Below are 18,299 nucleotides of genomic sequence, written 5' to 3'. Positions count from 1 at the left end.
CTTCTCTGTCCTGGAAGTGCTCATGCCTGCGCTGAATCATCCCCGCCCCCACACTGAAACCCTGGCCAATGGCCTGCGGGTGACGCTGCGTCATGCTCCCGATTTGAAGCGCTGCGCCGCGGCGTTGCGGGTTTTCGCGGGCAGTCATGACGTGCCGCTCGCATGGCCTGGTCTCGCGCACTTTCTTGAGCATTTGTTGTTTCTGGGGACGGAGCGCTTTCCCGCAGGGCAAGGGCTGATGGCCTACGTGCAAGGTCATGGCGGCCAGGTCAATGCGCGCACCAGCGAACGCACTACCGACTTCTTTTTCGAACTGCCGCCTCAGGCGTTTAGCGGTGGGCTGGAGCGTCTGTCAGACATGCTCGCTCATCCGCGTATGAATCTGGACGATCAGCGGCGGGAACGGGAAGTGCTGCACGCCGAATTTGTCGCCTGGTCCCGGGATGCCACGGCTCAACAGCAATTTGCGCTGTTCGACGGGCTGTCGACGGCTCACCCGCTACGGGCGTTTCATGCGGGCAACCGTTACAGCCTCCCGGTGCCGCAGCCGGAGTTTCAGCAAGCGTTGAGGGATTTCTATCAGCGGTTTTATCGGACCGGGCAGATGACGTTGAGCCTGGCCGGACCGCAGAGTCTCGATGAGTTGAGGGCAATGGCTCAGCACTTTGGCGATCTTCTCGCCGTAGGGGAAAAGGTTGCGCAAGAAGCAGCTGCACCGCTTATGGACTCTTCCGACAATAGTTATCAACAGGCTGGCGAACGTCGGCTCGATCTACTGTTCGCGTTCGAAGCGTTGCCTGACTCATCCCGCGAGGCATTAGCGTTCCTGTGCCATTGGCTGAACGCCGCTAAACCTGGCGGTCTGCTGGCTGAATTGCGCGAGCAAGGACTGGCGGACAGCCTGAAAGCCGCGCCGCTGTATCAGTTCGCCGGCCAAGCCTTGCTGCACATTGAATTCACCACAACTGAACCGGGGAACGCGATCCGCGAACGGCTTGTGGATTGGCTGGGCTTTTTTGCCTCTCACCAGAACTGGACCGAGTTGCGCCAAGAGTACGCCGCCCTGCTCGACCGTCAGCAACACGTCAGCGGTGCCCTGCAACTGGCGCGACTGGACAGTGAGCAGCTTGAAGCCGGTTTATCCGAACAAGGCGTCATAGCGCTCAAGGACATCCTGAAAAAAATCGGCGCTGTGGATAACTTCTCCGGCGAATGGCAATTGCCAACGCCAAACCCGTTTTTACGCACAGAAGCACCAGCGACCAATGCCGGATTGATTCGCGGCCAGACCAGCAAACACCGCGGCCTGCGGACGTTTGCCCAGGATCGCTCGCGCAGCCGTCGCGAAAACTCGCCGATGCAGTTCAGTCAGGCGTTGCCGGATAACACGGATGAGGGCGCGATTTATCTGCGCTGGCGACTGCAGGCCAAACCTCATCCCCGTGTTCAATCGAACCTGGAAAATCGCCTGCAACCCTTGCGTGAAGATGCCCGCCAGGCGGGGGTCGACTTTTCCTTCAGTGCATCAGGCAATGAATGGCTGCTGAAGATGACAGGCCTGCAGGAGCCCATGCCGACCGTCCTCGAACATGTGCTGAAAGAGCTGACAAAACCCGATGTCGGTTTCCCACAGGAAGAACCGCCAAGCATGCCGTTGATACCGATCAGACAGCTGCTGAGAATGCTTCCCGAGCATTCACTTGAGCGCACCGCTGAAAGTGATGACGTGCAGCAGCTCTGGGCGAGCGCACGCTGGCAAGGTCTGGCGATGGGCCTGTCGGCGCAGACGCAAGCAGCGATGGGCCTGGCACTTAGCCGCGTGCCCGGTGCTGCGGACGATCAGCCGTCGCCGCCCGCCTCGATAAACGCGCTGCATCTGTGGAGCGCGCTCGACACCGGTTCCAGCGAACACGCGCTATTGCTGTTTTGCCCGCCGGCCACGCAAGACATCACCGACGAAGCCGCGTGGCGTTTGCTCGCTCACCTGTGCCAGACGCCGTTCTATCAGCGCCTGCGGGTTGAACTGCAATTGGGTTATGCCGTGTTCAGCGGCCTGCGTCAGTTCCATGGGCAGACCGGGCTGCTGTTCGGCGTTCAATCACCGAGCGTTGTCCCTCAGGATCTGCTGGAGCACATAGAGCGTTTCTTGAACGAAATGCCCGCACTGATTGAAGGCGTCGATGATGCGACCTTCATTGCCCAGCGCCAGGCCTTGGCCGACCAATTCCACGCCACCGCACTGCCCCACGCTCAGTCGGCCGAACTGCTCTGGCAGGGCAAACTGGCGGGCCACTCGTCGGATTATCTGGAGCGATTGCCTGAAGCGATCCTGCTGATCGACCGCAACGCATTGAAAGAAGCAGCCCGACGACTGAATCAGGCCGAAGGTGGCTGGCGCTGCTTGGCCAGCAGCGCCAGCGCGACAGCACCTTGGCAAGCGGCAAAATGATCATTACCGACGCTGCAATTAGCTTTCTCAAAGATTCGCGGCCAATCGCGCTGTAATTTTGAGTAACATAGCCACCTAACTATCTGAACATCTCCGACTGGAGGTGGACTATATGTATAGGTCTCAACTGTCTCATCACCTGAAGGAGCGCTCCCATGTCCTGGTCCAAACCTGCTTACACCGACCTGCGTATCGGCTTTGAAGTCACCATGTACTTCGCAAGCCGCTAAGGTCTGCCGTTGTAATGATGTGCAACGCCTCGGTTTACCGGGGCGTTTTTATTTTCAGCGTTGAAATGGAGCGCCCATGTTTGTCCAGATTCTAGGTTCCGCCGCCGGCGGCGGTTTCCCCCAGTGGAACTGCAACTGCGTGAATTGCGCCGGTTTTCGCAACGGCAGCCTGAACGCCAAGGCGCGTACCCAGTCGTCCATCGCGATTTCCGATGACGGCGTGAACTGGATCCTGTGCAACGCTTCGCCGGACATCCGCGTCCAGCTGCAAGGCTTCACCCCGCTGCAACCGGGCCGCGCCCTGCGCGATACCGGCATCAGCGCAATCATCCTGATGGACAGCCAGATCGATCACACCACCGGTCTGCTCAGCCTGCGCGAAGGTTGCCCGCACCAGGTCTGGTGCACCGACATGGTCCATGAAGACTTGAGCACCGGTTTCCCCCTGTTCACCATGCTCAAGCACTGGAATGGCGGGCTGAACTGGAACCGCATTGAACTCGACCGCAGCTTTACCATCCCGGCCTGCCCAAGCCTGCTCTTCACCCCGCTGCCCCTGCGCAGCGCCGCGCCGCCCTACTCGCCGCACCGCTTCGACCCGCACCCGGGCGACAACATTGGCCTGATCGTCGAAGACCTGAACACCGGCGGCAAACTGTTCTACGCGCCGGGCCTGGGCAAAGTCGATGCGCCGCTGCTGGACATCATGGCCGCCAGCGATTGCCTGCTGGTGGACGGCACGATGTGGGACGACGACGAAATGCAGCGCCGTGGCGTCGGCACGCGCACTGGACGGGAGATGGGCCATCTGGCGCAAAATGGCCCCGGCGGCATGCTCGAAGTGCTGGAACAGTTGCCCAAGCAGCGCAAAGTGCTTATCCACATCAACAACACCAATCCGATTCTCGATGAAGATTCGCCGGAGCGTGCCGAGTTGGCTCGGCGCAAGGTTGAAGTGGCGTATGACGGCATGAGTATTGTGTTGTAGCGGATGGCCTCTTCGCGGGCAAGCCTCGCTCCTACAGTGATCGCGTGCCCCTGTAGGAGCGAGGCTTGCCCGCGAAGGCGTCGGACCAGACACCAGAGAATCCACCGGTCATCCCCGGAGAACCGCAATGACTGACACCCCAATGTCCCCCGCCGAATTCGAAGCAGCCTTGCGCGCCAAGGGCGCCTATTACCACATCTATCACCCGTACCACGTGGCGATGTATGAAGGCCGGGCGACCCGCGAGCAGATCCAGGGTTGGGTCGCCAATCGCTTCTACTATCAGGTGAACATCCCCCTGAAGGACGCTGCGATCCTCGCCAACTGCCCGGACCGCGAGATCCGTCGCGAGTGGATTCAGCGCCTGCTCGACCATGACGGCGCCCCCGGCGAAGACGGCGGCATCGAAGCGTGGCTGCGTCTGGGCCAGGCCGTCGGCCTCGACCCGGATCAGCTGCGCTCGCAGGAACTGGTCTTGCCCGGCGTACGTTTCGCCGTGGACGCCTACGTAAACTTCGCCCGCCGGGCCAGTTGGCAGGAAGCCGCCAGCAGCTCGCTGACCGAGTTGTTCGCGCCGCAGATCCATCAATCGCGCCTCGACAGCTGGCCGCAGCATTATCCGTGGATCGACCCGACGGGCTACGAGTATTTCCGCACCCGTCTCGGCCAGGCGCGCCGTGACGTGGAACACGGTCTGGCGATCACTTTGCAGCACTACACGACGCGTGAAGGCCAAGAGCGCATGCTGCAAATTCTCCAGTTCAAACTGGACATCCTTTGGAGCATGCTCGATGCCATGAGCATGGCCTACGAACTGAACCGCCCGCCGTATCACAGCGTGACCGACCAGCGGGTCTGGCATAAAGGAATCACCTTATGAGTTTCGATCGCAGCAAGACCCCGACGTGGCGTCAGGGCTACCGCTATCAGTACGAACCGGCGCAGAAAGGCCATGTCCTGCTGTACCCGGAAGGCATGATCAAACTCAACGACAGCGCTGCGCTGATTGGCGGTTTGATTGATGGCCAGCGTGACGTAGCGGCGATCATCGCCGAACTGGACGCGAAGTTCCCCGACGTGCCCGAGCTCGCTGAGGACATCGAGCAGTTCATGGAGGTTGCCCGTGCTCAGCACTGGATCGAACTTGCCTGATTCCGTGTCAGGCACGTTACCGCCAAAACCTGAAATCGGCCTGCCGCTGTGGCTGCTGGCCGAGCTGACGTACCGCTGTCCGCTGCAATGTCCATACTGCTCCAACCCGCTGGACTTCGCCGAACAAGGCAAAGAACTGAGCACCGAGCAGTGGATCAAAGTGTTCCGCGAAGCCCGGGAAATGGGTGCCGCACAGCTGGGCTTTTCCGGCGGTGAGCCGCTGGTGCGCCAGGACCTTGCCGAGTTGATCGCCGAGGCGCGCAAGTTGGGTTTCTACACCAACCTCATCACGTCCGGCATTGGCCTCACCGAGCAGAAAATCAGCGACTTCAAGAAAGCCGGCCTTGATCACATCCAGATCAGTTTCCAGGCCAGCGACGAACAAGTGAATAACTTGTTGGCGGGTTCGAAAAAGGCCTTCGCGCAGAAGCTGGAAATGGCTCGTGCGGTGAAAGCCCACGGCTACCCGATGGTGCTGAACTTCGTGACCCATCGGCACAACATCGACAAGATCGACCGGATCATCGAGCTGTGCATCGCCCTTGAAGCGGACTTTGTCGAACTCGCCACCTGCCAGTTCTATGGCTGGGCACAGCTCAATCGGGTCGGCCTGTTGCCGACCAAAGAGCAATTGGTTCGCGCCGAACGCATCACCAACGAATACCGCGCCAAACTGGAAGCCGAAGGTCATCCGTGCAAGCTGATTTTCGTCACGCCGGACTACTACGAAGAACGCCCGAAAGCCTGCATGAACGGCTGGGGCAGCATCTTTCTTACAGTCACGCCGGACGGAACCGCACTGCCGTGTCACGGTGCCCGACAGATGCCGGTGCAGTTTCCGAACGTGCGCGATCACAGCATGCAGCACATCTGGTACGACTCGTTCGGCTTCAACCGCTTCCGCGGTTACGACTGGATGCCCGAGCCATGCCGCTCCTGCGACGAGAAAGAAAAAGACTTCGGCGGCTGCCGCTGCCAGGCGTTCATGCTCACGGGTGACGCCAGCAATGCCGACCCGGTGTGCAGCAAGTCGGAGCATCATGGCGTGATTCTCAAGGCCCGCGAAGAAGCCGAACACGCGACCCAGACCATTGAACAACTGGCCTTTCGCAATGAACGAAACTCACGCCTCATCGCTAAAAGCTGAACCCTTCAGCGCTTCCCGGGCCGTCGCAGCCGGTATCGACTTCGCCGAGCTGTTAGTCGGCCAGCATGGCCTGTTCTGGAACGAATACCGTCCCGAAGATGCCGCCTGCAGGATCTGGCATTGGCGCGACGGCCAGGCCCGTTGCCTGACGCCAACGGGTTTCAGCGTGCGCAGTCGGGTGTACGAATATGGCGGTGGCGCGTTTTGTCTGACCGATGACGGGATTGTTTTCGTCAACGAAGCAGACCAGCAACTCTATCGGCAATCGCTGGCGGGCGAGACGCCTGAGGTGCTGACCTCCGGGGAATGCCGTTACGGCGATCTGCAGTTTGCCAACGGACAGGTTTTGGCGGTTGAAGAGAACCGGGATCGGCATCGTCTGGTGGCGATTGATGTGGCTGACGGCCAGCGTCATCTGCTGGCCGAAGGCGCCGATTTCTATGCCGCGCCGACGCTGAGTCCGGACTCGCAACGATTGGCGTGGATTGAATGGAGCCGCCCGGATCAGCCATGGACCGCCACTCGCTTGATGGTTGCCGAGCGCCAGAATGATGGGGGCTTCGCTCAACCGCGTTGTGTGGCGGGCGATGGTGCGCAGGAGTCACTGCAACAACCGCGTTTCGACAGCAACGGCCACCTGCTTTGCCTGACGGATCGCGGCGGCTACTGGCAGCCTTGGGCGGAATCCGCAGACGGCCTGAGCCTGCTGCCGAGTGCCGCCGCTGACCATGGGCCGGCGCCGTGGCAGCTGGGGGGCAGCACCTGGTTGCCGCTGGGCGAAAGCCGCTACTTGGCCAGTTGGACCGAAGGCGGGTTCGGCAAACTGGGAATCTGCGGTGACGCCGCTGAAGATTTCACCGGTGATTACAGCCGTTTTCGTCATCTCGCACTGGATGAGCAATTCATCTATTGCATCGCGGCATCGCCGGTCAGTTCGTCGGCGGTGATCGCAATCGAGCGCGATACCCGCCAGGTCAAAATCCTCGCCGGCGGGATTGCACCGTTGCCCGCCGAGCGCATCAGCGTCCCGCGAACCTTGCGCTACCCGAGCGGTTCGGGCGAGGCCCACGGCTTCTTCTATCCGCCGATGACCGGCGAGGCGAAACCGCCGCTGGTGGTGTTCATCCACGGCGGCCCGACCTCGGCCTGCTACCCGATGCTTGATCCACGCATTCAGTACTGGGCGCAACGCGGCTTCGCCGTGGCCGATCTCAACTACCGCGGCAGCAGTGGCTATGGCCGGGCGTATCGCCAGGCGCTGCATTTGAGTTGGGGTGACGTGGATGTCGAAGATGCCTGCGCGGTGGTCGCTTATCTTGCCGATCGCGGCTTGATCGACGGCGACAAGGCGTTTATTCGCGGCGGCAGTGCTGGCGGTTACACCACGCTGTGTGCGTTGGCCTTTCACAACGTCTTCCGCGCAGGCGCCAGCCTTTACGGTGTCAGCGATCCCGTGGCACTGGGCCGCGCGACCCACAAGTTCGAAGGCGATTATCTGGATTGGCTGATTGGCGATCCGGTTGAGGATGCCGAACGATACGCCGCGCGCACTCCGCTGCTGCATGCGAACAACATCAGTGTTCCGATGATTTTCTTTCAGGGCGAACTGGACGCCGTGGTGGTGCCGCAACAGACCCGCGACATGGTCAAGGCGCTACAAGACAACGGCATTCTGGTTGAAGCGCATTACTACGCGGACGAACGTCATGGCTTTCGCAAGGCGGGGAACCAGGCCCATGCGCTGGAGCAGGAGTGGTTGTTTTATCGGCGGGTGATCGAACTCGCAAGCTGAAACCGCGTCGCGCCCTTCGCGGGCAAGCTTCGCTCCTACAGGTACGGTGTTATCCCGTAGGAGCGAGGCTTGCCCGCGAAAGCGATCTATCTGACGCTGCAGAACTCAGCGCTTGGCGATGATGTACACCGCATGCACGATCCCCGGAATGTAACCGCACAACGTCAGCAAAATATTCAGCCAGAAAGCGCCGGCGAAACCGACTTGCAGAAACACACCCAGTGGTGGCAACAGAATGGCAATGATGATGCGAATGAAATCCATGGGGCAGCTCCTGATGTGAAGTGAACTCGTGTGAGCCCTACTGCTAATCGACACGCGCCGTTCGTCAGGGTTCAGTAGGAACCTGGCGCAATAGCGAAACCTCATGAATCGCAGGCAAAAAAAACGCCCCACGCGAAAGAATCAAACGTGGGGCGATGCGTTATTACCGCGAGACGGTTCTGGAATTCGTGCGGGAAAAGTCTGATCAGACCGCAATCCCCTTGCGGCACTGCAGTTGTGCGGTGCGTACGCGGGAAAAGGCGCGGGACAGGCGCAGGATCATTTCGTCGATGTTGGCGTTGCTGACCGTGAGCGCCGGGGTAAAGCGCAGGCAATCGGGTTGTGGGGCGTTGATCACCAAGCCTTCGGACAACGCGGCTTTGACCACGGCTTCAGCGGAATCATCGGACAGGGTCAGTCCCCAGAGCAGCCCTTGCCCGCGCAACTCGCCGTGACCATAGCGATAGGACAAACGGCTCAAGGCTTCGCGCAGGTGCTGACCGGTTTCAACCACATGATCGAGAAAAACCTTGTCCTGAATCGTGTTCAACACCGCAAGACCGGCAGCGGTCATCAGCGCATTGCCATGATGAGCGCCCGACAGGTCGCCCACCTCGAAACAACAGGCCTTGCCCCGCGCCAACAACGCAGCCAATGGCACACCACCGCCAAGCCCTTCGCCGAGGACGACGATATCTGCCCGAACACCGTGGACCTGTTCGGCAAGCAACGTGCCGCAGCGACCGAGGCCGGTGTGCACGTCGTCGAGGATCAACAAAATGCCCAGCTCCCGACACAGGCGTTCGACACCCTTGAGGTAATGCGCAGTGGCCGGAATCACCCCGGCTTCGTTTTGGATCGGTTCGAGCAGGATGGCCACGGTCCGGGCATCGACCGCCGCGTGCATCGCCGCCAGATCATTGAAGGGAACGGGGTGAAAGTCCGACGGTGAAATCGTCCCGGGACTACGGCCATGGCAGCCGTTGCTGGCCACGATGATCCGTGAGGCCCCGCTGCGATGCAGTCGACCCCATTGACGAGCCAGTTGAATCGCGGCCTCACAGGCTTCGGTGCCGCTGTTGAGCAGGTACGCCTGATCACTGCCGGTGCTATTGCAGAGTCGCTCGGCAAGGTTGAGCATGCCGCGGTTATGCAGTGCGAAACCCGGGTTGATCAGCGATTGAGCCTGTTCTGATATCGCATTGACCAGCACCGAAGGGCTGTGGCCCAGGCTGTTGGCGCCGCCACCCTGCGAGAAATCCAGGTAAGCGCGGTCATCGCTGTCCCACAGCCAGGAGCCTTGCCCGCGGACAAAAATCTGCTTCGGCCGCTCGACACTGGGCATCAGCCACTCGCGGGAAAGGTTGTCGCGTCTGGACGACGGGGAAGTGTCTACGACCAAGTCGTCGAGGCTCGGTGGAGTGCGACGCAAGTTGAACAGATTCATCCGCAAAAGCCTCGCTTGAGGTTTTTTGCCTTACCTATGCAAACACCATCAACGTAAACGGTATCCATCGTGCGCTCTGGCCCTGTAAGCCTTGTGAATGCGGTTAGACTAGGCCCATACAAGGCGTTGAGCCATTTCGATTTCCCAGCATTTTCGATAAGCGCACCTTATGGATTTCAAGCAACTGCGTTATTTCGTCGCGGTCTATGAAGAAGGCCACGTCGGCCGTGCGGCCGAGCGACTGTCAATCTCCCAGCCGGCGCTGTCCCAGCAGATCCGCCAGCTCGAGCAAAACCTCGATGTAAGCCTGTTCGAACGCAGCAGCAAACGCCTGCTACCCACTCTGGCCGCCCATACTTTGTACAACCACGCCCTACCCTTGCTTGATGGCCTGCAACGGGCCCGCGAGGCATTGGGCAACTTCAAGGGTCAGGCGCTGCGCACCTTGGCCATTGGCGTGTTGCAGACGGTTCACACAAGTCTCGTGCCGCAGATGCTCGAACGCGTGCGCAAGGCGCAACCGCATCTGGTGGTGCAGATCTATGAATTGACTGGCCTGGAAATCGAGCGGCGGCTGCTCAATGGTTCCCTCGACATCGGCATCAGCTACCTGCCGCCCCGACAGCCGGGGTTGCATGGCGTCATGCTGTACGAAGATGAACTGACCCTGGTGATCCCGGCGGACCACCCGTTGCGCGAGTTCAAGAAAGTCTCGATGAGTCAGGCCGCCGAGTTGCCCATGCTGTTGCTGGGTGAAGAGTTTCAAGTGCGGCAGATCTGGCAGACACAACTGGCCAATCTGGGACGACGGCCGCAGGTGCAGGCGGAACTGAATAACATGGCGGGGATTCTCGACAGTCTGCCCCACACCCGGCTGGCCACCGTGCTGCCTGGGCGCTCGCAAAAGGCGCTCGGCAACAATGAATTGCTCTGGAAACCGCTGACCGAGCCCCGAGTGCCGCTGAAAGTCGGATTAGTGTGTCGGGATGTGCAGCGGCAACAAGCCTCGCTGGCCCTATTGCGCACGCTGTTGGAAGAAGTGATGAACGGGCCCGACGACCGTTTGAACAGCTCGACTGCGCTCGACGGGCCGCGCTGAATACTTTTCTGCGGGCAAAAGAAAACCCCGCCGAAGCGGGGCTTTGCAGACTGTTTCCCTGACATCCATTTCACTCCGCCGTCCTGGCAGAATCCTACGTGTCCGTGTTGTTGCTTTGCGCTTCCTGCGCGACGTCCATGTGAAGTAGATTAGCTCTGGATCCAATCTTCGCCTATGGGAGAACAGCAGCACGTCATGTAAGAGAATGCTTACATGACGCTATCGGGTCAGAACTGTCCGGCGTCCAGCAGAAACAGCGACTCGCTCCCCGCCTTCACCGACGCACTCAACGAGTGAATACGCGGCAGCAGACGGGCGAAATAGAACCGCGCCGTGCCCAGCTTGCTCGCGTAGAAATCATCCTGCGCTTCTTTGCCGAAGGCCGCCTTGGCCATCAGCGCCCACATGTAGGCGTAAGCCACGTAACCGAAGGTTTGCAGGTACTCGACCGACGCCGCGCCGATTTCGTTCGGGTTGTTTTTCGCCCGGTCCAGCAACCACAAAGTCAGCTCGTCGAGGGTGGTGACGGCTTCGTTCAGCGGCTTGGTGAACTCCGCGAGATCAGCGCTGGCGGTGGCGGTGAAATGACGAATCTCATCCGCGAACAGGTTGTAGAACGCCCCGCCCGTGCCGACGATCTTGCGTCCTACGAGGTCAAGCGCCTGAATGCCGTTGGTGCCTTCGTAGATCTGGGTGATGCGCACGTCGCGAACCAGTTGTTCCTGACCCCACTCACGGATGTAACCGTGGCCGCCAAAAACCTGCTGGCCGTGCACGGTGGTTTCCAGACCGAGGTCGGTCAGGAACGCCTTGGCTACTGGCGTCAGCAGTGCGACCAGATCTTCCGCGCGTTTGCGGACGGTCGCGTCTTCGCTGAACTTGGCCGTGTCCAGTTGCATGGCCACGTAAGTGGAGAACGCACGACCGCCTTCGTTCGAGGCTTTCATGGTCAGCAGCATGCGACGCACGTCCGGATGGACGATGATCGGGTCTGCGACCTTGTCCTTGTTCTGCGCGCCGGTCGGCGAACGGCTTTGCAGACGGTCGCGGGCGTATTCGACGGCGTTCTGGTAGGAGCGCTCGCCGGTGGCCAGGCCCTGGATACCGACGCCCAGACGCTCGTAGTTCATCATGGTGAACATCGCTGCCAAGCCTTTGTTCGGCTCGCCGACCAAGTAACCCACGGCTTCGTCGAAGTTCATCACGCACGTCGCGGAGGCCTGGATGCCCATCTTGTGTTCGATCGAACCGCAGTTCGCCGGGTTACGCGCTCCCAGGCTGCCATCGGCATTGACCATGAACTTCGGTACCAGGAACAGCGAAATGCCTTTCGGCCCCGCCGGGGCGTCCGGCAGTTTGGCCAGCACCAGGTGAATGATGTTCTCGGTCAGGTCGTGCTCGCCGCCAGTGATGAAGATCTTGGTGCCGCTGACCTTGTAGGAACCGTCGGCCTGAGGCTCGGCCTTGGTGCGGATGATCCCCAGGTCTGTACCGGCGTGCGGTTCGGTCAGGCACATGGAACCGGCCCAGACGCCGGCATACATGTTCGGCAGGTACGCAGCTTTCAGTTCTTCACTGGCGTGGGCGTTGATCGACAGGCAGGCACCGGCGGTCAGCATCGGGTACAGACCGAACGACAGGCTGGCGGAGTTGACCATTTCTTCGACTTGCGCCGACACGGCCTTGGGCATGCCCATGCCGCCGTAGGTCGGATCGCCACCGACACCGACCCAACCGCCTTCAGCGTAAGTCTGATAAGCCTGTGGGAAACCGGCCGGCGTGGTGACGGCACCGTCCGCCCAATGGCAACCTTCTTCGTCAGCTGCACGGCTCAGGGGCGCGATGCTTTTGCTGGTGACCTTGCCGGCTTCTTCGAGAATGGCTTCGACGGTTTCAGCATCAACGGTTTCGGCCAGCGCAGGCAGCTGCGCCCAGAGTTTGGCGACCTCGAAGACTTCATTGAGGACGAAGCGCATATCGCGCAGGGGCGCTTTGTAGTCAGCCATGGCAAACCTCGCAAGATCTAAACAGGTGATTCGTGGGAATGATGTTTTCGTTGGGCTCGAGTGTAACCCAACAACTTTTGCGACACATAGGGTCAGGCCGTGACCGTTTTGTAATTTTTAGTCAGCAGCATTTCAGCTGAGCAGTTCTCGTCTGGCAGAACGCATTCGCGGGCAAGCCTCGCTCCTACAGGTCGGGGTCACGCATATCCCGTGAACGACACTGACCTGTAGGAGCGAGGCTTGCCCGCGAAGCTTTTAACAATCGTCAGAGCGCAAACAACTCCGCCGGCAACTTCATCAAACAATCACTCCCCGCTTCGATAGCCGCCCGATGAGCGGCAGTACGCGGCAGCAAACGCTTGAAGTAGAACTCGCTGGTTGCCAGTTTGCCTCGGCAGTAATCCGCATCACCGCTGCCAGCGTCGAGTTGCGCCTGGGCCACCAGCGCCATGCGCAACCACAGATAGCCGAGGATGATGTAACCGCTGTACATCAAGTAATCCACCGACGCCGCACCGACTTCGTCCGGATTCTTCATTGCGGCCATGCCAACCTTGGCGGTCAACTCGCCCCACTGTTGATTCAGTCCATTGAGTTGAGCCACATAGCTGGCCAGTTGTGGATGCTCGGCATTCGCCGCGCAGAATTTGTGGACGATTTTGGTGAAGCCACGCAGCAATTTGCCCTGACTGCCGAGCACTTTGCGCCCGAGTAGATCCAGCGCCTGAATGCCGTTGGTGCCTTCGTAGATCGGCGCGATCCGGCAGTCGCGAACCAACTGCTCCATGCCCCATTCACGGATAAAGCCGTGACCGCCAAACACCTGCATACCGTGGTTGGTGACCTCCAGACCGGTGTCAGTCATGAAGGCTTTGCAGATCGGCGTCAGGAAGGCCAACAGGTCTTCGGCGTCCTGACGCGCCGTTTCATCCGGGCTCAGGTGCGCGACGTCCAGCAGCTGCGCGGTGAAATAGGTCAGCGCGCGGTTGCCTTCGTTGAAGGCTTTCATGGTCAGCAACATCCGGCGCACGTCAGGATGAACGATGATCGGATCGGCGGCTTTGTCCGGTGCTTTCGCGCCAGTCAGCGCGCGCATTTGCAGGCGATCGTTGGCGTACTTGATGGCACCCTGGAAACTCGCCTCACCCAGACACAACCCCTGCATGCCAGTGCCGAGCCGTGCGTGGTTCATCATGGTGAACATGCAGTTCAGGCCCTTGTTCGGCTCGCCGATCAAGAAGCCCTTGGCTTCGTCGAAGTTCAGCACGCAGGTCGCCGAGGCCTTGATGCCCATTTTGTGTTCGATCGAGCCGCAGGAGACGCCGTTGCGCTCGCCGGCTTCACCCTCGGCATCGGCTAGGAATTTGGGAACGATGAACAGGGAAATACCCTTGGTGCCTGCCGGAGCATCCGGCAGTTTCGCCAACACCAGATGAATGATGTTGTCGCTCATGTCGTGTTCGCCGGCCGAGATGAAGATCTTGCTGCCGGAAATCGCGTAGCTACCGTCGGCTGAAGGCACGGCGCGGGTTTTGATGATGCCCAGGTCAGTGCCGCAATGCGCCTCGGTCAGGCACATGGTGCCGGTCCATTGGCCAGCCGTCAGTTTGCTCAGGTAGGTGTTCTTCTGATCTTCGGTGCCGTGGGCGTGGATGGCCGACATCGCCCCGTGGGTCAGGCCGGGGTACATGCCCCACGAAGTATTGCTGGAGCCGACCATCTCACTGATGACCAGGCCCAGAGAACTTGGCAAACCCTGGCCGCCATACGCCGGATCAGCTGCCAGACCGTGCCAGCCACCTTCCACGTACTGTGCGAAAGCCTGCTTGAAGCCTGTAGGCGTTGTCACCACACCGTTGTCGAAATGGCAGCCTTCTTCGTCACCGCTGCGATTCAACGGTGCGAGAACGTTCTCACAGAATTTCGCGCCTTCTTCGAGGATCGCATTGACCATGTCCGGGCTCGCGGCGGTGGCGCCCAGCGCGGCGTAGTTGGTGTGGAAGTCGAAGACGTGGTCGATCAGAAAGCGCATGTCGCGCAGGGGAGCTTTGTATTCGGGCATGGTCGTTTCTCCGTCAGCAGATCGTTCAAACCTACTGCCGCCCACCCGGCCTCACAATCACAGTCCAGACGCTGAATGCGCCATCATCACTCAACCCGCAGCGGCGTCCATGCGCACCGCGCCACGGCGAGTCTGACCGAATGCCACCACGCAATTTCGCCCGGCGCCCTTGGCGCTGTAGAGCGCTTCGTCCGCGGACTTGAGTACTTTTTCGGGGGTGCGCTGCTCTTGTCGTTCGGCCACGCCGATGCTGACAGTGACCGACACACTGGTAGCGCCCGAACCTGCACGTTTCTGGCGACCTTGCTGGTCGTCCTGAGGACGGCTGTCCTGATTGCGCAACTGAATGTTGTAGGTGGCGATGGATTCGCGGATGACTTCCAGGTGCGGCATGCACTCTTCGAGGGTCTTGCCCGCGAACACCAGGGCAAATTCCTCACCGCCGTAGCGATATGCCCTACCGCCTCCTCCGATTTTCGACAGCTTACTGGCGACCAGTCTCAAGACCTGATCGCCGACATCGTGACCATGGGTGTCGTTGAATTTCTTGAAGTGATCGACGTCGCTCATGGCCAGCACGTAATTGCGCCCCAGCCGCTGCATCCGCTCGTTCAAGGCGCGACGACCCGGCAGGCCAGTGAGCTCGTCGCGGAAGGCCATTTGATAGGCCTCGTGGGCGACCGCGGCGGCAATCATTAACATCACCTGACTGCACATGATGTTCAGGGTGAACGGCAGGATGAAAGTTTTCGGCAGCGCCCAGAACAACCCGACCAACCCCACCAGTTGTGCGGCGTGCAAGGGTCTGGGGTTACGCCAGTATTGCCAGCTCAGCAGCAGGAACGAGGCGATGAACACGGGATAGGACAACTGGATCAAGCTCATCCAGGCGCCATGCAGCGCTGGCCAGCGGATTTCCGACAGCCACATCAACAAGGCCTGGGGATAACTTTGCTCCAGCCCGAGCGCGACACTGCCAACAGCTAGCAATACCGCGAAGCGCGCCACCATGTCCTGAAACAAGTGGGTGCGTTCCTGCCATGCGGCGAACACGCCGAACAACAGCGGCAGCAATAGGCAACACAGGTGGAACACCACTGCTGCATCTTCACGGACCTTGCCGTTGTCGCGGTAATAGTCGGTCTGGGTGTCGAGCAGAAAGTAGGCGATGTACACCGTCACCATCAGAAACAGTTCGCGCTGACGTCGGTAAACCGCGCAATACGCACCACCGAGTAACAGCACCAGGGTCGGCAGCACGTTGAACAGCGAAGTGAAAAAGACGTTGAGGTCCTTGATGTAAGCGGCCGCAAGCCCCGCAAGCAAAAGCAGTAACGACGGTAGGAAATGGCTGATACGTACAGCGGAAGAACGCGGCAAGGGTAAAGCTCCGACCGTCATGACAATAGATGGCATTGTGCCCACCTACTGTAACGGCAGAAATACCGACTTACTGAGTCAATTGTCAGGTTTTTTTAGCGGGTGTTTCAGTGGCCGCAGACCGAATTGGCAGTGACTGGCCCCCATCAAAGATCGCGGGCGAGCTTTTACTTTCACCAGGAACAAAAAAGCCGCTACCCCGGAAGGGATAGCGGCTTTATGAAGAACTGCGTTGAGGCTTAGTAGCCCAGTGCGAAGTCTTCTTCTTTCATGTCCATCAAGTTGTTGGCACCCGACAGCATGGTTGCAACATGAGTGCGGGTACGCGGCAAGATGCGCTGGAAGTAGAAGCGCGCAGTCTGCAGCTTGGCGGTGTAGAACGCCTCTTCGGAAGTGCCGGCAGCCAGTTTCTCGGCAGCCAGACGCGCCATGTCAGCCCAGAAGTAGGCCAGGCAGGCGTAACCGGAGTACATCAGGTAGTCCACCGACGCCGCGCCGACTTCTTCGCGGTCCTTCATGGCAGCCATACCGACCTTCATGGTCAGCTCGCCCCATTCTTTGTTCAGTGCAGCCAATGGCTCGACGAACTCTTTGACCGCTTCGTTGCCTTCGTTGGTCTGGCAGAACTTGTGGACGATCTTGGTGAAGCCTTTGAGGGCTTCGCCTTGAGTCATCAGCACTTTACGACCCAGCAGGTCGAGTGCCTGGATACCGGTGGTGCCTTCGTACAGCATCGAAATGCGGCTGTCGCGAACGTTCTGCTCCATGCCCCACTCGGCGATGAAGCCGTGGCCACCATAGATTTGCACGCCGTGGTTGGCAGACTCAAAACCGACTTCAGTCATGAAGGCTTTGGCGATTGGCGTCATGAACGCCAGCAGTGCGTCGGCTTTTTTCTTCTCTTCTTCGTCTACGCCGTATTTGACGATGTCGACTTGCTTGGCGGTGAAGTAAACCATCGCGCGGTTGCCTTCGGCGAACGCTTTCATGGTCAACAACATGCGACGTACATCAGGGTGAACGATGATCGGATCAGCGGCTTTTTCCGGCGCTTTCGGGCCAGTCAGCGAGCGCATTTGCAGACGATCGCGAGCGTATTTCAGACCGCCCTGAAAGCCGATCTCGGCGTGGGCCAGGCCTTGCAGCGCGGTGCCCAGACGAGCGGTGTTCATAAAGGTGAACATGCAGTTCAGGCCTTTGTTCGCCGGGCCGATCAGGTAACCGGTGGCTGCGTCGAAGTTCATCACGCAAGTGGCGTTGCCGTGGATACCCATCTTGTGTTCCAGGGAACCACAGGTCACGGCGTTGCGGGCGCCGATCGTACCGTCTGCGTTCGGCATGAACTTAGGCACGATGAACAAAGAAATGCCTTTGGTGCCAGCCGGCGCATCCGGCAGGCGAGCCAGCACGATGTGGACGATGTTGTCGGCCATGTCGTGTTCACCGGCCGAGATGAAGATTTTGGTGCCGGAGACTTTGTAGGAACCGTCGGCTTGAGGTTCAGCCTTGGTGCGCAGCATGCCCAGGTCGGTGCCGCAGTGCGGTTCGGTCAGGCACATGGTGCCGGTCCATTCGCCGGACACCAGTTTGGTCAGGTAAGCCTCTTGCTGCTCAGGCGTGCCGTGCTCGGAAATGGTGTTCATCGCGCCGTGCGACAGGCCTGGGTACATGCCCCACGACCAGTTGGCTTCGCCAACCATTTCGCTGACGGCCAGACCCAGAGACTCCGGCAGGCCCTGGCCACCGTGCTCTACGTCGTGGGCCAGGCTTGGCCAGCCGCCTTCAACGAATTGCTTGTAGGCTTCTTTGAAGCCAGTCGGGGTTTTAACGCCGGACTCGCTCCAGGTGCAGCCTTCGGTGTCACCCACGCGGTTCAGCGGAGCCAGCACCTGCTCACAAAACTTGGCGCCTTCTTCGAGAATGGCGCTAACCATGTCTGGAGTTGCGTCTGCGCAAGCCGGAAGGCTCTGATAGTGCGCTTCGTAGCCGAGCAGTTCGTCACGAACGAAGCGAATATCACGCAAGGGGGCCTTGTAGTCAGGCATAGCGATAAACCTCTGCTGATGTAACCGGGAATGAACGACCGTGTTGATTTGTTGTGACGGTCAAACAGTTGTTTGAAACATACGTTTACGCCCAAATCTTGTCAAGCGCCGATCTTTTGCCGTTCGTCATCACGCGCACAAATGCCGGGCACGCAGCCGCGCCGCCGCCGTTGACAACGCAACAGGCCATGCAGGAAAGATTAGTTGAGGGAGAAGGACTTACGCACAAAAACGCCGC

The 18,299-nt window shown here is 59.8% G+C and carries 14 protein-coding genes; 8 read left to right on the top strand and 6 right to left on the bottom strand.

Annotation, left to right across the window (positions count from 1 at the left end; translation table 11 throughout):
- Nucleotides 1–22: 22 nt before the first annotated feature.
- The 7 genes from pqqF (at nucleotide 23) to AC1ROI_RS31755 (ending at nucleotide 7,758) form a co-directional block, all read left to right on the top strand.
- The gene (gene pqqF / locus AC1ROI_RS31785; RefSeq protein ID WP_102595095.1) at nucleotides 23–2,449 is read left to right on the top strand and encodes a pyrroloquinoline quinone biosynthesis protein PqqF; all 2,427 of its coding nucleotides are present in this window, start codon (nucleotides 23–25) and stop codon (nucleotides 2,447–2,449) included.
- 155 nt (nucleotides 2,450–2,604) lie between these two features.
- Entirely contained in the window at nucleotides 2,605–2,679 is a 75-nt protein-coding gene (pqqA, locus tag AC1ROI_RS31780; RefSeq protein ID WP_009045898.1) for a pyrroloquinoline quinone precursor peptide PqqA, read from the top strand.
- Nucleotides 2,680–2,755: 76 nt separating this feature from the next.
- On the top strand, nucleotides 2,756–3,667 hold the full coding sequence (pqqB, locus tag AC1ROI_RS31775) for a pyrroloquinoline quinone biosynthesis protein PqqB (RefSeq protein ID WP_010467139.1): 912 nt from the start codon (nucleotides 2,756–2,758) through the stop codon (nucleotides 3,665–3,667).
- A gap of 127 nt (nucleotides 3,668–3,794) precedes the next feature.
- Nucleotides 3,795–4,547: a pyrroloquinoline-quinone synthase PqqC gene (gene pqqC, locus AC1ROI_RS31770; RefSeq protein WP_010467138.1), complete on the top strand. Its 753-nt coding sequence runs from the start codon at nucleotides 3,795–3,797 to the stop codon at nucleotides 4,545–4,547.
- Nucleotides 4,544–4,819, top strand: coding sequence for a pyrroloquinoline quinone biosynthesis peptide chaperone PqqD (gene pqqD / locus AC1ROI_RS31765; protein WP_010467137.1), 276 nt, complete (start codon nucleotides 4,544–4,546; stop codon nucleotides 4,817–4,819). Before pqqC ends, pqqD begins: the two co-directional genes overlap by 4 nt.
- Before the next feature lie 4 nt (nucleotides 4,820–4,823).
- Nucleotides 4,824–5,966, top strand: coding sequence for a pyrroloquinoline quinone biosynthesis protein PqqE (gene pqqE / locus AC1ROI_RS31760; protein WP_167362294.1), 1,143 nt, complete (start codon nucleotides 4,824–4,826; stop codon nucleotides 5,964–5,966).
- Nucleotides 5,932–7,758, top strand: coding sequence for a S9 family peptidase (locus tag AC1ROI_RS31755; protein WP_102595096.1), 1,827 nt, complete (start codon nucleotides 5,932–5,934; stop codon nucleotides 7,756–7,758). The genes pqqE and AC1ROI_RS31755 overlap by 35 nt, the downstream gene beginning before the upstream one ends.
- 105 nt (nucleotides 7,759–7,863) lie before the next feature.
- Here the strand turns inward: AC1ROI_RS31755 and AC1ROI_RS31750 are convergent, their stop codons facing one another.
- Nucleotides 7,864–8,022: a YqaE/Pmp3 family membrane protein gene (locus AC1ROI_RS31750; RefSeq protein ID WP_007904205.1), complete on the bottom strand. Its 159-nt coding sequence runs from the start codon at nucleotides 8,020–8,022 to the stop codon at nucleotides 7,864–7,866.
- A 205-nt stretch (nucleotides 8,023–8,227) separates the two neighbouring features.
- The gene (locus tag AC1ROI_RS31745; protein ID WP_102595097.1) at nucleotides 8,228–9,469 is read right to left on the bottom strand and encodes an aspartate aminotransferase family protein; all 1,242 of its coding nucleotides are present in this window, start codon (nucleotides 9,467–9,469) and stop codon (nucleotides 8,228–8,230) included.
- 169 nt (nucleotides 9,470–9,638) lie between these two features.
- Here AC1ROI_RS31745 and AC1ROI_RS31740 point away from each other — a divergent pair, with 169 nt between their 5' ends.
- Entirely contained in the window at nucleotides 9,639–10,568 is a 930-nt protein-coding gene (locus AC1ROI_RS31740) for a LysR family transcriptional regulator (protein WP_010467132.1), read from the top strand.
- Nucleotides 10,569–10,795: 227 nt separating this feature from the next.
- Here the strand turns inward: AC1ROI_RS31740 and AC1ROI_RS31735 are convergent, their stop codons facing one another.
- The 4 genes from AC1ROI_RS31735 to AC1ROI_RS31720 form a co-directional block, all read right to left on the bottom strand.
- Nucleotides 10,796–12,574 carry an acyl-CoA dehydrogenase C-terminal domain-containing protein gene (locus AC1ROI_RS31735; protein WP_102595098.1) on the bottom strand — a complete coding sequence of 593 codons (1,779 nt, stop codon included), beginning with the start codon at nucleotides 12,572–12,574 and terminating at the stop codon, nucleotides 10,796–10,798.
- Between the two features lie 265 nt (nucleotides 12,575–12,839).
- Complete coding sequence (locus AC1ROI_RS31730) at nucleotides 12,840–14,636, bottom strand: acyl-CoA dehydrogenase C-terminal domain-containing protein (protein ID WP_102595099.1); 1,797 nt, start codon at nucleotides 14,634–14,636, stop codon at nucleotides 12,840–12,842.
- A 90-nt stretch (nucleotides 14,637–14,726) separates the two neighbouring features.
- On the bottom strand, nucleotides 14,727–16,016 hold the full coding sequence (locus AC1ROI_RS31725) for a GGDEF domain-containing protein (protein WP_010467125.1): 1,290 nt from the start codon (nucleotides 16,014–16,016) through the stop codon (nucleotides 14,727–14,729).
- Nucleotides 16,017–16,255: 239 nt separating this feature from the next.
- Entirely contained in the window at nucleotides 16,256–18,061 is a 1,806-nt protein-coding gene (locus tag AC1ROI_RS31720; protein WP_077747296.1) for a phenylacyl-CoA dehydrogenase, read from the bottom strand.
- Nucleotides 18,062–18,299 lie beyond the last annotated feature (238 nt).

Source organism: Pseudomonas sp. GW823-FHT02C02, from assembly GCF_058797635.1.
This window is presented reverse-complemented; position numbering and strand designations above follow the sequence as displayed.

What these genes read in the sequence shown, in the direction of transcription:
- pqqB (WP_010467139.1), top strand. Translation starts at nt 2,756, where the DNA reads ATGTTTGTCCAGATTCTAGGTTCCGCCGCCGGCGGCGGTTTCCCCCAG.
- AC1ROI_RS31745 (WP_102595097.1), bottom strand. Translation starts at nt 9,469, where the DNA reads ATGAATCTGTTCAACTTGCGTCGCACTCCACCGAGCCTCGACGACTTG.
- AC1ROI_RS31755 (WP_102595096.1), top strand. Translation starts at nt 5,932, where the DNA reads ATGAACGAAACTCACGCCTCATCGCTAAAAGCTGAACCCTTCAGCGCT.
- pqqC (WP_010467138.1), top strand. Translation starts at nt 3,795, where the DNA reads ATGACTGACACCCCAATGTCCCCCGCCGAATTCGAAGCAGCCTTGCGC.
- AC1ROI_RS31735 (WP_102595098.1), bottom strand. Translation starts at nt 12,574, where the DNA reads ATGGCTGACTACAAAGCGCCCCTGCGCGATATGCGCTTCGTCCTCAAT.
- pqqD (WP_010467137.1), top strand. Translation starts at nt 4,544, where the DNA reads ATGAGTTTCGATCGCAGCAAGACCCCGACGTGGCGTCAGGGCTACCGC.
- AC1ROI_RS31720 (WP_077747296.1), bottom strand. Translation starts at nt 18,061, where the DNA reads ATGCCTGACTACAAGGCCCCCTTGCGTGATATTCGCTTCGTTCGTGAC.
- AC1ROI_RS31730 (WP_102595099.1), bottom strand. Translation starts at nt 14,636, where the DNA reads ATGCCCGAATACAAAGCTCCCCTGCGCGACATGCGCTTTCTGATCGAC.
- AC1ROI_RS31740 (WP_010467132.1), top strand. Translation starts at nt 9,639, where the DNA reads ATGGATTTCAAGCAACTGCGTTATTTCGTCGCGGTCTATGAAGAAGGC.
- pqqF (WP_102595095.1), top strand. Translation starts at nt 23, where the DNA reads ATGCCTGCGCTGAATCATCCCCGCCCCCACACTGAAACCCTGGCCAAT.
- AC1ROI_RS31750 (WP_007904205.1), bottom strand. Translation starts at nt 8,022, where the DNA reads ATGGATTTCATTCGCATCATCATTGCCATTCTGTTGCCACCACTGGGT.